14 protein-coding genes are annotated in these 14,125 nt (G+C 55.8%); 4 read left to right on the top strand and 10 right to left on the bottom strand.

Translation table 11 applies throughout. The features are described 5' to 3' along the window. Window positions 1-13: 13 nt before the first annotated feature. Window positions 14-1,444 carry a cbb3-type cytochrome c oxidase subunit I gene (locus QKW35_RS16035; protein WP_282354703.1) on the bottom strand — a complete coding sequence of 477 codons (1,431 nt, stop codon included), beginning with the start codon at window positions 1,442-1,444 and terminating at the stop codon, window positions 14-16. A gap of 11 nt (window positions 1,445-1,455) precedes the next feature. Beyond that, a complete protein-coding gene (locus QKW35_RS16030) occupies window positions 1,456-1,890 on the bottom strand; it encodes a c-type cytochrome (RefSeq protein WP_282354701.1) in 435 nt (144 codons plus the stop codon). A gap of 210 nt (window positions 1,891-2,100) precedes the next feature. Here QKW35_RS16030 and QKW35_RS16025 point away from each other — a divergent pair, with 210 nt between their 5' ends. Further along, a complete protein-coding gene (locus QKW35_RS16025; protein ID WP_282354699.1) occupies window positions 2,101-2,811 on the top strand; it encodes a Crp/Fnr family transcriptional regulator in 711 nt (236 codons plus the stop codon). Between the two features lie 6 nt (window positions 2,812-2,817). On the opposite strand, the gene QKW35_RS16020 is transcribed toward QKW35_RS16025, so the two are convergent. The 6 genes from QKW35_RS16020 to QKW35_RS15995 form a co-directional block, all read right to left on the bottom strand. After that, window positions 2,818-3,063: a cytochrome C oxidase subunit IV family protein gene (locus QKW35_RS16020; RefSeq protein WP_282354698.1), complete on the bottom strand. Its 246-nt coding sequence runs from the start codon at window positions 3,061-3,063 to the stop codon at window positions 2,818-2,820. After that, window positions 3,063-3,665: a cytochrome c oxidase subunit 3 family protein gene (locus tag QKW35_RS16015; RefSeq protein WP_282354697.1), complete on the bottom strand. Its 603-nt coding sequence runs from the start codon at window positions 3,663-3,665 to the stop codon at window positions 3,063-3,065. The genes QKW35_RS16020 and QKW35_RS16015 overlap by 1 nt, the downstream gene beginning before the upstream one ends. A gap of 134 nt (window positions 3,666-3,799) precedes the next feature. Beyond that, window positions 3,800-4,393, bottom strand: coding sequence for a hypothetical protein (locus QKW35_RS16010; protein WP_282354696.1), 594 nt, complete (start codon window positions 4,391-4,393; stop codon window positions 3,800-3,802). After that, window positions 4,390-5,673 (bottom strand): glutamate-1-semialdehyde 2,1-aminomutase, encoded by a 1,284-nt coding sequence (hemL, locus tag QKW35_RS16005; protein WP_282354695.1) that lies wholly within the window; start codon window positions 5,671-5,673, stop codon window positions 4,390-4,392. Before hemL ends, QKW35_RS16010 begins: the two co-directional genes overlap by 4 nt. A gap of 14 nt (window positions 5,674-5,687) precedes the next feature. Further along, window positions 5,688-6,326 (bottom strand): thiamine phosphate synthase, encoded by a 639-nt coding sequence (gene thiE, locus QKW35_RS16000; protein ID WP_282354692.1) that lies wholly within the window; start codon window positions 6,324-6,326, stop codon window positions 5,688-5,690. Next, entirely contained in the window at window positions 6,323-8,041 is a 1,719-nt protein-coding gene (locus QKW35_RS15995) for a chloride channel protein (protein ID WP_282354691.1), read from the bottom strand. Before QKW35_RS15995 ends, thiE begins: the two co-directional genes overlap by 4 nt. A gap of 94 nt (window positions 8,042-8,135) precedes the next feature. Between QKW35_RS15995 and argC the strand changes: the two genes are divergently transcribed. Further along, window positions 8,136-9,170 (top strand): N-acetyl-gamma-glutamyl-phosphate reductase, encoded by a 1,035-nt coding sequence (argC, locus tag QKW35_RS15990; RefSeq protein ID WP_282354689.1) that lies wholly within the window; start codon window positions 8,136-8,138, stop codon window positions 9,168-9,170. A gap of 78 nt (window positions 9,171-9,248) precedes the next feature. After that, window positions 9,249-9,605 (top strand): iron-sulfur cluster insertion protein ErpA, encoded by a 357-nt coding sequence (gene erpA, locus QKW35_RS15985; RefSeq protein ID WP_282354686.1) that lies wholly within the window; start codon window positions 9,249-9,251, stop codon window positions 9,603-9,605. 101 nt (window positions 9,606-9,706) lie between these two features. Here the strand turns inward: erpA and QKW35_RS15980 are convergent, their stop codons facing one another. Beyond that, window positions 9,707-10,819, bottom strand: a complete 1,113-nt coding sequence (locus tag QKW35_RS15980; RefSeq protein WP_282354684.1) for an anhydro-N-acetylmuramic acid kinase — start codon at window positions 10,817-10,819, stop codon at window positions 9,707-9,709. After that, window positions 10,816-12,234 (bottom strand): OapA family protein, encoded by a 1,419-nt coding sequence (locus QKW35_RS15975; RefSeq protein ID WP_282354682.1) that lies wholly within the window; start codon window positions 12,232-12,234, stop codon window positions 10,816-10,818. The genes QKW35_RS15980 and QKW35_RS15975 overlap by 4 nt, the downstream gene beginning before the upstream one ends. Window positions 12,235-12,426: 192 nt before the next feature. Here QKW35_RS15975 and tyrS point away from each other — a divergent pair, with 192 nt between their 5' ends. Then, window positions 12,427-13,734, top strand: a complete 1,308-nt coding sequence (gene tyrS, locus QKW35_RS15970) for a tyrosine--tRNA ligase (protein ID WP_282354680.1) — start codon at window positions 12,427-12,429, stop codon at window positions 13,732-13,734. Window positions 13,735-14,125 lie beyond the last annotated feature (391 nt).

The following is a 14,125-nucleotide window of genomic DNA, read 5'->3' as shown; positions in this document are numbered from 1 at the left end:
GGTGGGTAGGGCATTACTCGGCGGTGGCTGTTTCCAGCTCGCGCTGTTTGCTCATCGCTTTAGCAAAGTCGTCGGTGGCATTCTGGTCGTTGCCGACAAAGAAACTGCACAGGTAGACCACCAGGCCAGCCATGAAGGTCACACCGGCCACTTCACGCAGCCAGTAGAAGATGGCGATCTTGTCCTGAACCACCATAAATGGCAGTGGCATATCGGTGTAGCGCTGCATCCATACCTGCAGAATACCGGCGCCGGTCAGGAACAGGGTGATAAACACCATGGAGACCGTCATCAGCCAGAAGCCCCACATCTCGGTGACCTGTGCCTTGTTGCTGTTGGCCACGCGGCCGCGCAAATGGGGCATCGCGTAGGAGATGATGCTCATCACGATCATCGCGTAGGCACCGTAGAACGCCATATGGCCGTGGGATGCGGTGATCTGGGTGCCGTGGGTGTAGTAGTTCACGGGGGCCAGGGTGTGCAGGAAACCCCATACGCCGGCGCCGAGGAACGCCATCACACCGGTACCCATCGCCCATAGGACTGCGGCCTTGTTCGGGTGTTCGCGGCGACGCTTGTTCACCATGTTGAAGGCGAACAGGGTCATCATAAAGAATGGCACTGGTTCCATGGCGGAGAAGATGGAACCCAGCCACTGCCAGTATTCCGGTGTGCCGATCCAGTAGAAATGGTGGCCGGTACCCAGGATGCCGGTAATCAGGGCCATGGCGATAATCATGTACAACCACTTCTCGATCACTTCGCGGTCGACACCGGTGGTCTTGATCAGCACAAAGGCCAAGATCGCACCCAGGATCAGTTCCCACACACCCTCTACCCAGAGATGAACCACGTACCACCAGTAGAACTTGTCACGTACCAGGTTATCCGGATTGTAGAAGGAGAACAGGAACATCACCGCCAGGCCAACCAAACCGATCATCAACACGGTGTTGATGACGGTTTTACGGCCCTTGAGGACGGTCATGCCTAAGTTGTAGAGGAAGCCCAGTGCGACGACCACAATACCCGCTTTGGTGATCGTCGGTTGTTCGAGGAACTCACGACCCATGGTCGGCAGCAGCTCGTTGCCGGTCAGTTCCGCCAGACGGGCGTACGGCACGGACAAATAACCTACGATGGTCAGGGCACCGGCAACCAGGAAGATCCAGAACAGAGCCAGCGCCAGTTTCGGACTATGCAGCTCGGTTTCCGCTTCTTCCGGCACCAGATAATAGGCGGCCCCCATAAAACCAAACAGCAACCAGACGATCAGCAGGTTGGTGTGCACCATACGCGCCACATTAAAGGGGATCTCCGGAAACAGGAAGTCGCCCATGACGTACTGCAGGCCCATGATCAGGCCAAAGATGATCTGGCCTACGAAGAGACCCAATGCCGCGATAAAGTAGGGCATTGCTACAGATTGAGACTGGAATTTCATGATCGGTCTCCTTAGCCCTGAATGTTAGGCGGCCAGTTGCTGGTGTTAACTTCAGAGGTCCACTTCAGGAACTCGGCAACCGCTTTCAGTTCTTCGTCCGAAAGGTTGAATTGCGGCATGCTGCGGCGGTTTGGAATGCCCTCAGCAGGACGGCTTTTGATAAAGCCGATGATTGCTTCGGTGCTGTTGCCAAAGCGTTTGTAGACATTGCCCAGCTCAGGTGCGTAGTAGGCACCTTCACCCAGAAGGGAATGACAACCGATGCAGTTGTTCTCTTCCCAGACTTTTTTACCCAGCACAACTTCCGGAGTGATGTTTTCCCGGTGGTCGCGCTCAGGTAGGACCCGTTCCGTATGGAAGGTCAGGCCAATGAACACCAATATGAAGAACAGACTGCCTCCATAGAAGATGTTTCGGGCCATGGATTTGGTAAAAGTTTCGTTCATGGTCTGGCTCCGTATCCCGGCTCACAAGATGAGTGAATAACCGAGGGATATTGTCAGGAATAGATGCCGGTGGAGACTTGAGGAAAGTCAATTTCGAATAAAAAGAAATATTTTTAATACATCTTTTGTGAGGGCATGCTAATGTGCCTGCCGGTAATTAAAACCTACACTGAAAGACAGTGAGTGCAGGGGGATCTGGAGGCAAATGCAATGAGCACCGTTGATAACAACCTATTGGTCGGTGGCAGTCCGATGAAGAGTGCATTACGCAAACACCATCTATTCAGTTCGTTGCCGGAGCACGACCTGGAGCAGTTGGTGCAGATGTGCCGTCTGGTGAGGCTGGACAATGAAGCGCCGCTGTTTCATCAGGGAGCGGAAGCGCAGCAGTTTTATCTGGTGCTGTCCGGTACGATCAAGCTGTTCCGGGTTTCGCCGGATGGTCTGACCAAGGTGATCGAGGTGATCCGACAGGGCGAGGCCTTTGCCGAAGCTTTGATGTTCCTGCAGCAGAAAGCCTACCCACTCAATGCGGAAGCGATGGGTAAAGCTGAGGTAATCGCGATCCCGAGTCAACGCTATAAAGAGATGATCCTGGCGACACCGGAGTGCGCTCTGGGCGTGATGGGCAATATGGCGATGAAGTTGCACCGTCGCATCAATGAGATCGAGATCCTGACCCTGCAGAATACCCGCCACCGCCTGGCCAACTACCTGTTTGGTCTGTTGCCGGATCCGGCGGCCACCACAGGCGCGATCGAATTGCCGATGGCCAAGCAGCTGATCGCGTCACAGCTGGCGATGCAGCCGGAAACCTTCTCCCGCCTGATCAAGGAGATGAAGCAGCAGGGGCTGATCAGTGTGAAAGGTGGACATATCGACGTGCATGATGTGCAGGGCTTACGCGAGTTTGGTCACTGAAGGCTGTTACTGGAACTGCAAAATACCCCAGATCATGACCGCCAATACCGGGCAATAAAGATGCATAGCGCGGCGCACCAGATGATGGACGCCGTGCAGCTCCATAAAGCTGTCGATAATCAGGGCGCCTTTGAAACTGGTCAGCGCCAGGATAAGGCCGATCACCCAGGGCTGGGCTGAATCTTCTGCCAGGGCAAAACTGGCCAGGGTGGTGATGATGAGCACAAGCCAGATCAGGTGGGGATTTTTCATCAGCGAATCACATAGATCAGTGGAAACAACAGGACCCAGACCAGATCCACCATATGCCAGTAGCAGGCACCACTCTCAAGTCCGCCACGTTGCCCCGCCGGGTACCCTCCCTGTAGCAATTTCACCGCCAGAAACAGCAAAATCACCATGCCCAGCAATACATGCAGCAGGTGGAAGCCGGTAATCAGAAAGTAACCGGTGAAAAACGCGTTGCTGTCCAGATCGTAACCGGCACTGCCCAGTTGCCAGTATTCCCAGCATTTCACGGCCACATACACCGAGGCGCTAAGTATCGCTGCGAACATCCACAGGGCCGCGGTCTTGGAATTGTCCCTCCGGTTGTGGATAACTGCCTGCACTACGAACCAGCTGGCGGTCAGCAGGGCGAGAGTATTGATCAGCCCGGCTTCCGGGTGCAGTGTCTGCTGACCGGCGGCAAACAGGTCGGCGTTGCTGACACGCAAGACGGTGAAAAGCAGGAACAGCAGCGCAAATACCGAGAGCTCGGCGGCGATAAACATCCACATCGCCAGGTCACCCGGTAGCGGTGTCTTATGCGGGTTGGTGTCTGCGGTAACTGGGGCGGTTAGAGCCGTCTCCATCGGTTTGATCCTTAAGGCTGGAACCTGAGATCTTAGAGGGCCGGAGGATGGTCGCCTTGATATTGGCTAAGTTTGCCCAGAGATGCGGGACAATGGGAAGTCAGAGAGAAGGGAGGTTCATAACCTCCCTGGTGTCACGCCTGCTTGGGCAGTACCTGGCTGCTGGCAAGCAGCATCAAGCCCAGGGCCAGGGGATAGAGCAGGGGGCTCTGGTATTCCGGCACCAGGGTTACCGGGCTGAACAGCAGCGCAGCGGCAGCAATCGAGGCTGCCGCAACAAGGCTAGCCAGCCGTGCCAGGGCATTGCTGAAACGGACTGCCGCAAACAACATGGCGGCTGCTACCAGTACCGCGACCATCTGGCTGTATTCCAGCCCGTACTGGGCGCGGCGGGCTAGCTCAAACAGGGCCAGCAACACCAGCAACCAACGTCCCCAGGCGGGCTTTGACCAGTTCTGGCCTATTGCATCGGCCACCATAGCACTGGCGATCAGCGGCACCGCAGCGTAGTAACCCAGGTTATTGAGTATGCGAAGCAGGGTTTGCTGATCCTGATCGTTATTTCCGGTCAGCAGGATGCTGGCAACGGCAGAGGCCGCCAGGAAAGCCGCTGACAGGCTGATGGTGAAGCCTGACGTGTACTGCTCGCTGCCCAAGCGGTAGCTGCGCCCGGCAAGGTACAGGGCGCAGATCAGCAGAGCGATATTGCCGATGATCAACGGGCTCATTTCAGAGACGCGAAGACCTGGTCAGCGGCAGCGATAGTGGCTTCGATGTCCGCCTGGCTGTGTGCAGCAGAAACGAAGCCCGCCTCGAATGCAGACGGTGCCAAGTAGATACCCTGTTCCAGCATGCCGTGGAAGAACTTGGAGAAGCGCTCTGCGTCACACTTCATGGACTCCGCAAAGCTGGTGACCTTCTCCTGCTCGGTGAAGAACAGACCGAACATACCGCCCACACGGCTGGTGGTGAACGGAACGCCGTTGGCCATTGCCGCGGCCTGCAGGCCTTCGGTCAGGAATTCGACTTTGGCTGACAGTTGCTCGTAGAAGCCCGGCTTGGAGATTTCGTTCAGCATGGTCAGACCTGCTGCCATCGCCAGTGGGTTGCCGGACAAGGTGCCTGCCTGGTAAACCGCACCCAGCGGCGCGATGCATTCCATGATCTCGCGTTTGCCACCGAAGGCACCAACCGGCAGACCACCGCCGATTACTTTACCCAGGGTGGTCAGGTCAGGTTTTACGTTGTACACGGACTGCGCGCCGCCCAGGGCAACACGGAAGCCGGTCATCACCTCGTCCAGGATCAGCACCGAACCGTACTGGTCGCAGACTTCACGCAAACCTTCCAGGAAGCCCGGTACCGGTGGGATGCAGTTCATGTTGCCCGCTACCGGCTCAACGATGATACAGGCGACCTGGTCACCCACCTCTTCGAATGCGGTGCGTACGCTGTCGATGTCGTTGTAGTTCAGGGTGATGGTGTGTTCCGCCAGGGATGCGGGTACACCCGGAGAGCTTGGTTCACCCAGGGTCAGCATACCGGAACCCGCTTTTACCAGCAGGGAGTCGGAGTGACCGTGGTAGCAACCTTCGAACTTAACGATCTTGTCACGACCGGTGTAGCCACGTGCCAGACGGATCGCGCTCATGGTCGCCTCGGTACCGGAGCTCACCATACGTACCAGTTCCATGGATGGCATGATGTCGCAGACTTTGTCTGCCATCTCGATCTCGATGGAGGTTGGTGCGCCGAAGCCCAGGCCGTTGTCCAGGGAGTCGCGTACTGCATTCAGGACACCTTCGTGCGCGTGACCTAGAATCATCGGCCCCCAGGAACCCACGTAGTCGATGTACTCTTTGCCGTCCTCGTCGATCAGGTAAGCGCCTTTACCGCTTTTGAAGAAGATCGGCGTACCGCCCACGCCTTTAAATGCGCGGACCGGGGAGTTTACACCGCCCGGGATGTGTTTCTGAGCGTCCTGAAAGAGTTGTTCAGATCGAGACATGGTGGGAATTCTCTCTATGAATCAGATGAAAATAGTTGGCTGAACCGGCGTGCCTGCTGTTCAACATCCTCTGCCGCCAGCAGGGAATGAACAACGGCCAGCATATCGGCACCGGCAGCGAGTGTTTGGGCTGCATTATCCACGGTAATGCCGCCAATCGCCACTGTTGGCAGCTTGATCTGTGCCTTGCTTTCCGCCAAAAGGCTCAGGGGCGCCGGGCTGGCATTGGGTTTGGTCTTGGAGGCGTAGAAGGCGCCGTAGGCGACATAGTCCGCACCGGCGTGCTGACCCGCCAGCGCAAAGGCGAGGCTGTCGTGGCAGGTGATGCCGATAATGGCGTCCCGACCCAGCAGGTCGCGGGCTGCCGTGAGCAAGCCGTCGCTCTGGCCCAGGTGGACACCGGCGGCGTCGGACATCTTCGCCAGTTGCGCATCGTCGTTAATCAGCAGCGGCACGTCGAACTGGTTGCACAGGTCGATCAGGGCTTTGGCTTGGCGCAGGCGTTTCTCCGCATCATCGGACTTGTCGCGGTATTGCACAATGCGGGTTCCACCCCGCAGGGCCGCTTCAATACGACCCAGCAGTTCATTGTCGTTGGGCATCAGTACGCTGTCGGTGATAGCGTACAAGCCCTCAAGGGTAAAGTTACTCATGGGCGCAGATTGTTCCTGTAGGACTGCTCGATCTGATCGCGGGTGAGGATGCCCAACACGCGTTGATTCAGGTCGGTGACAATCACCGCATCAAGCTCGGTTTCATTCATCAGGTCCAACGCTTCGTTCAGCGTCGAGCGGTAGCTGATTTCCAGTAGGTCCCTGTGTTGTGCCGGTATGGTGGCGAGGTCGATGGTGGTCTGATTCGGCGTACGCGTCAGATAGGTCAGTAGATCGGATGGATCAAGCAGGAAGCGCTTGTCTCCATCAATCAATAGCCAGCTTTTACCCTCAAGGTGCAGGGTTTTGGCGGTATTCCGGTCAAGCACCTGTGGTACCGACAGGAAGTCCCGGGTGATCAGGCTACTGACCGCGATACCCGACATCGCCTGGGTAATCGGCTGGTAGTGGTAGTCCAGTCCCAGCGCTTGCAGCGAAGAGACAAATACCGATGGCAAGCCAAACAGGTAACGCACGCTCAGGTTGCTGACGACGATGGCAATCATGCCCGGCAGGATAATGTTCGGGTTACCGGTCAGTTCAAGCAGGGCGATCAAAGCCGCCAGTGGAGCATTCAGCAGGGCGCCCATCATCGCGCCCATGCCCAGCATGGCGTAGAAACCCACATGAGCCACCGGTTCGTTGGCGATGTGAGCGCCGATAAGGCCCAAGGCACCTCCCGCCAGTGCGCCGACCATAAAGCTCGGGCCGATCAGGCCACCAGGGATACCTAGTCCCAATGTTACCGGGGTGACTACCAGTTTGGTTACAGCCAAACCGATCAGCAGGCCTAGGGCCAGTTCACCATTGAGGGCGGCGGTCAGGGTGTCGTAACCCACACCCATCAGCTGTGGGAAAACCTGCGCCACGCACCCGATCAGCAGGGTGGCGATCATCAGACGCAACGCCAGCGGCTTTTTGCCGTAGCTCTGGGTTTTGACCATGATGCGGTTGAACACCGCGGCGAGGCAGCCGATGCAAAAGCCGACAAACATGATGTACGGCAGTTCGCTCAGGGTTTCCACCTGAAAGCTCGGTACTGACAGATCGATCTCGCTGCCCAGGGTGAAGCGCACCATGATATCGGCAGCCACAGCGGCCACAACCACCGGAGTAAAGCCGATCACGGTGTACTCGAGCATCACCACCTCCATGGCGAAGACCACTCCGGCCAGAGGTGTGTTGAAGGCTGCGGCGATCGCGGCGGCGGTTCCACAGCCGACCAGGATGCGCAGGGAGTTGTTGGGCAGTTTCAGCCACTGCCCCAGCAGGCTGCTGCAGCCCGCGCCCAGATGAATCGAAGGGCCTTCACGACCAACCGAGTGGCCGCTGATCAGCGAGGTGGCGCCGGCAAAGAACTGCACCAGCAGGTTGGAAAGTGGCAGGTGTGCCTGGTGGTAACCCATGCGCTCCAGGACGTGTACCGGGCCAACACGGCGTTGCTCCGGCTTCAGGCCAAAGAGGATAAAAAACAGAATCAGACTGCCGGCGGCCGGCAGCAGAAAACGGTCACTCAGTGCCAGGGATTCAAAATCCTCGGGCAATCCGCTAGGCAGCAGAAACTGCTGCGACAGATCGACGGTCAAACGAAACAGGATGATCATTAATCCGGTGGCGATACCCGATAGCAGGCCGATAATGACAAGCTGTGGCAAGGCGTCAACGTGCGCCAACCGGTGGCGAAAATGCTCCAGAGAGAAGAAATCTTTGATCATCGAGTGGGCTTATGGTCGTAGTTTTATAGCTATTATGACTGACGCTTTGTATCATAAACGCCCAAATTTAGGTACTGATGGATGAGAGGTCGTTGTGGTTAAAGTAGGTATCGTAGGCGGTACCGGATATACCGGTGTCGAATTGTTGCGCCTTTTGGCGAGCCACCCTGAAGCTAAGGTGGAAGTGATTACATCCCGATCTGAAGAGGGTGTACGCATCGCTGACATGTATCCGAACCTGCGTGGCCGCTACGATCTGCAGTTCACCGTACCGGATGTGGATACCCTGGCGAAGTGTGACGTGGTGTTCTTTGCAACCCCGCACGGCGTAGCGATGAAGATGGCGCCGGAGCTGGTGGACAAGGGAGTGAAGGTAATCGACCTGGGCGCGGACTTCCGCATCAAAGATCTGGACGTATGGTCCCAGTGGTACGGCATGGAGCACACCGCACCGGAAGCTGCAGCTGCGGCAGTATACGGTCTGCCGGAACTAAACCGTGAGCAGATCCGCGAAGCGCAGCTGATCGCATGTCCGGGCTGTTACCCAACCGCAACGCAGCTGGGTTACCTGCCGCTGATCGAAAACAAGCTCATCGACCACCGTCGCTTGATCGCCGACTGTAAGTCCGGCGTGAGCGGTGCAGGCCGTGGTGCCAACGTGGGGTCCCTGCTGTGTGAGAGCAGTGAGAGCATGAAAGCGTACGCCGTACCGGGTCACCGCCACCTGCCAGAGATCAAACAGGGTCTGAGTGCTGCTGCCGAGCGTCCGGTGGGCCTGACATTTGTGCCGCACCTGACGCCGATGATCCGGGGTATTCACGCAACACTGTACGGCATCCTGCGGGATCCGGTGGATCACGATCTGCAGAAGCTGTTCGAAGAGCGCTACGCCAATGAGCCGTTTGTGGATGTGATGCCTGCTGGCAGCCATCCGGAAACACGCAGCGTGAAAGGCGCTAACCAGTGCCGTATCAGCATCCACCGTCCGGGTAATGAAGATACGGTGGTGGTGCTGTCCGTAATCGACAACCTGGTTAAAGGTGCGGCGGGTCAGGCAGTACAGAACATGAATATCATGTTCGGTCTGCCGGAGACTGCGGGCCTGGAGCAGGTTGGTATGATGCCGTAATTAGGCATCTTTAATACTTGACTGAAATGCTGGGTTAAGCGGATAATGTCGGCCTGACTAAGCAGGTGTTATTGCAAGATGATTGAAACAGTAGATCCAAATGCAGAAGCTCCAATGGTGTTCACCCAGGCTGCGGCCAACAAGGTGCGTACACTGATTGAGGAGGAAGAGAACAATAACCTGAAGCTGCGGGTGTACATCACCGGCGGTGGTTGTGCAGGCTTCTCTTACGGCTTTACGTTTGACGAAGCTGTTGCTGAAGATGACACCACCATTGAGCGTGATGGTATTGAGATGGTCGTGGATGCGATGAGCTTCCAGTACCTGGCCGGCGCTGAGGTTGACTACAAAGAGGGTCTGGCGGGATCGCAGTTTGTGATCAACAATCCGAACGCGACTACAACCTGTGGTTGCGGTTCCTCTTTCTCCATCTGATATCCAGATAACGGGATGGTCGGTCGACCGTCCCGCTCCTCTTTCACCCCTCGGGTGAAATTCCAAAGCTCATATCTCTTTTCGATACGGTCGTGCGTGAATTAGGCCGGGTAGATTGCGCCCAGGATGCGCTCGCCTTTGGCGCCGGTTACATCGGGCAGATTGCCAGGTAGGTTATTCAGGGTTTGCTTTGCCAGCCAGCCGAATGCCGCGGCTTCAACCCAATCCGGGTGCAGGTTCAGTGCCTGGGTTGTGGTGACGCTGTTGTCTGGCAGCAGTGCGCAAAGACGGCTGAGCAATGTGTCGTTGTGGCTGCCGCCGCCGCACACATACACCTCAGGGTATGGATCCCGATTGAACTGCTGGATCTGATCTGCGATGGACCGGGCGGTCAGCTCAAGCAGTGTGGCCTGGATATCCTGGTGGGACATGGGGCTGTTGCAGCGGGCGATCTCAGCGTCCAGCCACTGCATGTTAAACTGCTCGCGGCCGGTGCTTTTGGGTGCAGGCTGGTCGAAATAGGGCAGGGAAAGCAACTGTCTCACCATTAGCTCGTCTGCCGTACCTGTTGCTGCCCAGTTGCCGCAGGCATCGTAGTTTCTGTTCAGGTGGCGTGAAATCCAGCTGTCCATCAACACATTACCAGGGCCGGTGTCGTAACCCAGCACCTTTTCGTTTGGATCTGCGGGCAGCCAGGTGATATTGGACATGCCACCGATATTCAGAATGATGCGAGGCTTCTCAGTACTGCTAAAAAGTGCCTTGTGAAATGCGGGCACCAGCGGCGCGCCTTCACCGCCTGCGGCCATATCACGCGGTCGGAAATCAGCGATGGTGGTGATGCCGGTGTGCTCTGCGATCAGGCTTGGATTGCCGACCTGCAGCGTGAAAGCCGACTCCGGACGGTGGCGTATGGTTTGCCCGTGGCTGCCGATCGCTACGATCTGCTGTTTATTCAGATTGTATCTTTCGATCAGCTCGATGGCCGCATCGGCAAACAGCATTGCCAGGGTCTGGTCGAGCAGCCCCATGCGGTCGATTTCGTTATCGCCCGGTGTGCAAATCGCAAGGATCTGGCTGCGCACCTCTTCGGGCAGCTCGCGGCTATGGCTGCAGATCAATTCAAATTCAGGAAAGAAGCGGACGGCAACCGCATCGATGCCGTCCAGGCTGGTGCCGGACATCAGTCCGATATAGATACCCTCGGCACTCATTGTTGCAGGGCCGCCAGTTGGGTGGAGCGATAGCTGTCCAACTGAGTCAATAGCGTGGTTGCCACTGTATCGAATGCCTGGCGTTCACCTTTAGGTACTGGCGCAGCGTTCGGGAATTTCACTTTCATCGGATTCTTGTGCACCCCGTTGACGCGGAATTCGTAATGAAGGTGGGGGCCGCTGGCCAGGCCTGACTGTCCCACGTAACCGATTACGTCACCCTGTTTTACACGACTACCACGGCGCTGGCCTTTGCGGTACTTGGACATGTGTGCGTAGAGTGTAGTGATACCGCTGCCATGCTGGATGATAACCGCTCGACCGAAGCCTCCCTTGGTGCCGCGCCAGATTATCTTGCCGTCACCCGAGGCCTTAATCGGTGTACCGGTGCGGGCGGCGTAGTCCACACCTTTGTGGGCGCGGATACGGTTAAGTACCGGGTGTTTACGTGACAGGCTAAAGCGTGAGCTGATGCGTGCGAAATCCACCGGTGTGCGCAGGAAAGCCTTGCGCATACTTTGGCCTTCTGGTGTGTAGTAGCTGCTGTTGCCCTTGTTGTCGGTAAAGCGCAGAGCAGTTACCAAGCGTCCCTGGTTGGTAAACTGCGCGGCAACAATATCGCCTTCGCCGATCATCTTTCCGTCGAGGTAGCGCTCTTCGTAGATCAGGCTGAAGCTGTCGCCCTTGCGGATATCGAGAACAAAGTCCACATCCCAGCCGAAGATACCCGCCAGCTCCATGATCATGCGGTTGGAGAGGCCCGCTTTAGCGCCATCCAGAAATAATGAGCTATTGATAACGCCGCTGGCATAGCGGTGCTGTATCTCCGGTTTGCGCTCGATGATCTGGGAAACATAACCGTTATCGGTTTTCTCAACCAGAGTGCTCACCAGCTTGGATCGGGTCAGACGAAGTTTTTTCAGCTCGCTGTTTTCAATCACAAAGGCGATGGTCTGACCTGGATAAATACGGGACAGCCCTTTGTTGTGACGTGCTGCGTTGGTCACGTGGTACACGTCGCGGGATGTCAGGCCTGCTTTCTTAAACAGGGCAGAGAGGGTATCGCCGGAACCAATCTTATATTCAACCCAGTTTTCCGCTATCTCAGGCATTGAAGGCTGGACCGGTTCCTGGGCCGGTACGGTGTCGGGTTGCTTATTAACAGGTACGGATTGAGTGACAACCGGCGCGCTGGTGATTGCTTTAGCGATGTGGACAGAAGGTGTCGCTGGCTGCGGTTGGGGTAAGCGTTGTTGCTTCGAAAGAGCAAGCGGCACCTCGGAGCGCGTTGCGGAAACTTCTTCCGATGGCAGCAGCGTCAGGGTCAGACCAAGTATCGAAGCGCACAAACAGGCAGCTATCAAATGGATCGTGGGAAACTTCCCCTTGAAGCGTTTGAGCTGTTCTTTAACCACGCATGGCTCCAGTATTAACTAATTCAGAAAGCAAATTGGCGCAATTATGCCAGTTTCTTTACAAAATGTCGGTCCGGTTGCTTAAAACTTGAGCAAAATCCAGCTGAATGTTTGTTTGTGCGCGAGGCTGTCGTAGAATAAGCGCCTTTCTAAATCGGCATAGACAACAGTTAAGTAAGGTAATTAAGCCCCATGAGTGAAATGACTCTGCTACAAGATCTTCAAGCACGCGGCCTGGTCGCGCAGATGACCAGCGAAGAGGAACTGGAAAAACATCTGGCAGAAGGCAGTGTGTCACTCTATTGTGGCTTCGACCCTACTGCTGACAGCCTGCACATCGGAAGCCTGGTTCCTCTGTTGACCCTGAAGCGCTTCCAGGAATACGGCCACAAGCCGTTTGCGCTGGTAGGTGGTGCGACCGGTCTGATCGGTGACCCGAGCTTTAAAGCACAGGAACGTAAGCTGAACGATGACGCGACCGTTGCTGGTTGGGTTGAAAAGCTGAAGAAGCAGGTGAGCCAGTTCGTCAACTTTGACAGCGGTGAAAACAGTGCTGAAGTTGTAAATAACCTGGACTGGACCCAGAACGTTGATGTCCTGGCATTCCTGCGTGATGTGGGTAAGCACTTCTCTGTTAACCAGATGATTGCTAAAGAGTCCGTTAAACAGCGTATCGACCGTGAAGGCGAAGGTATCTCCTTTACCGAGTTCACGTACATGATCCTGCAGTCTTACGATTTCCAGCAGTTAAATGCTGAGCACGGCGTAACCCTACAGATCGGTGGTTCCGACCAGTGGGGTAACATCACGGGTGGTATCGAACTGAGCCGTCGTAAAAACGGTAATCAGGTATTTGGTTTGACGTTGCCGCTGATCACCAAGTCTGACGGCACCAAATTCGGTAAAACTGAGTCCGGTACCATCTGGCTGGATTCCAGCAAGACCTCACCATACGCGTTCTACCAATTCTGGCTGAGTACCGCGGATGCGGACGTATACCGCTTCCTGCGTTACTTCACCTTCCTGCCGGTTGCTGAAATCGACCGTATTGACGAAGAAGACGCGCAGCGTCAGGGGCGTCCGGAAGCACAGGGTGTACTGGCGCGTGAAGTAACCCGTTTGGTTCACGGTGAAGAAGGTCTGGCAGCGGCCGAGCGTATTACCCAGGCGCTGTTCTCCGGTGATACTGCAGCACTGAGTGAAGATGACTACCGTCAGTTGGCACAGGACGGTCTGCCTTCTACTGATGTGAAGGCTGCTTATGGTGATACGTTGGCTGAGACACCACTGACTACTTTGCTGGTGGACGCGGGTATGGCGAACTCCGGTAAGCAGATCAAGGATGCGTTGCAGCGTAACGCCGTGGTTATTAACGGTCAGGCATACGGTGCGGAAGACAACATGAAGGCGGCAGAGATCTTCGCGGAAGCCAATGCACGTTTCGGCAGCTACTTCCTGGTTAAAGTAGGTAAGAAGAAGCATTGTCTGCTGACAATCTGATCTTTGAGTTTTATTGAAAAAGGCGCCGACAGGCGCCTTTTTTGTGCCTGTTGTTCAGGGTTGGTTGTTTTATGGCCGGTAGTGGGTCGGAGTTGGTGGTTTTTTAGCCGTTTTGTCATTTATTTACCTTTTTTGACGTTTTTTTTAAAAAGGGTGTTGACGGCATTTCTGAAGTCTGTAGAATGCGCCTCCACATCACAGCGACGCTGCACTGCAGCACTCCATGAGCGCTGAGATGGGTTTAAATAAGTAGTTGATTTACTTGATGAATTAGCGGGCTATTTAAACCGTCGTTTTCACCGGCAAGCTTCAAAAACTTTTGAAAAACTTGCAAATAAACGGTTGACAACGACACGGTGCGAAGTAAAATATGCGCCTCGCTTGAGACAGC

Origin of the sequence: Pontibacterium granulatum (genome assembly GCF_029961155.1) — a bacterium.
GTDB classification, from domain to species: domain Bacteria; phylum Pseudomonadota; class Gammaproteobacteria; order Pseudomonadales; family Balneatricaceae; genus Pontibacterium; species Pontibacterium granulatum.
This window is presented reverse-complemented; position numbering and strand designations above follow the sequence as displayed.

What these genes read in the sequence shown, in the direction of transcription:
- QKW35_RS16035 (WP_282354703.1), bottom strand. Translation starts at nt 1,444, where the DNA reads ATGAAATTCCAGTCTCAATCTGTAGCAATGCCCTACTTTATCGCGGCA.
- QKW35_RS16030 (WP_282354701.1), bottom strand. Translation starts at nt 1,890, where the DNA reads ATGAACGAAACTTTTACCAAATCCATGGCCCGAAACATCTTCTATGGA.
- QKW35_RS16025 (WP_282354699.1), top strand. Translation starts at nt 2,101, where the DNA reads ATGAGCACCGTTGATAACAACCTATTGGTCGGTGGCAGTCCGATGAAG.
- QKW35_RS16020 (WP_282354698.1), bottom strand. Translation starts at nt 3,063, where the DNA reads ATGAAAAATCCCCACCTGATCTGGCTTGTGCTCATCATCACCACCCTG.
- QKW35_RS16015 (WP_282354697.1), bottom strand. Translation starts at nt 3,665, where the DNA reads ATGGAGACGGCTCTAACCGCCCCAGTTACCGCAGACACCAACCCGCAT.
- QKW35_RS16010 (WP_282354696.1), bottom strand. Translation starts at nt 4,393, where the DNA reads ATGAGCCCGTTGATCATCGGCAATATCGCTCTGCTGATCTGCGCCCTG.
- hemL (WP_282354695.1), bottom strand. Translation starts at nt 5,673, where the DNA reads ATGTCTCGATCTGAACAACTCTTTCAGGACGCTCAGAAACACATCCCG.
- thiE (WP_282354692.1), bottom strand. Translation starts at nt 6,326, where the DNA reads ATGAGTAACTTTACCCTTGAGGGCTTGTACGCTATCACCGACAGCGTA.
- QKW35_RS15995 (WP_282354691.1), bottom strand. Translation starts at nt 8,041, where the DNA reads ATGATCAAAGATTTCTTCTCTCTGGAGCATTTTCGCCACCGGTTGGCG.
- erpA (WP_282354686.1), top strand. Translation starts at nt 9,249, where the DNA reads ATGATTGAAACAGTAGATCCAAATGCAGAAGCTCCAATGGTGTTCACC.
- QKW35_RS15980 (WP_282354684.1), bottom strand. Translation starts at nt 10,819, where the DNA reads ATGAGTGCCGAGGGTATCTATATCGGACTGATGTCCGGCACCAGCCTG.
- tyrS (WP_282354680.1), top strand. Translation starts at nt 12,427, where the DNA reads ATGAGTGAAATGACTCTGCTACAAGATCTTCAAGCACGCGGCCTGGTC.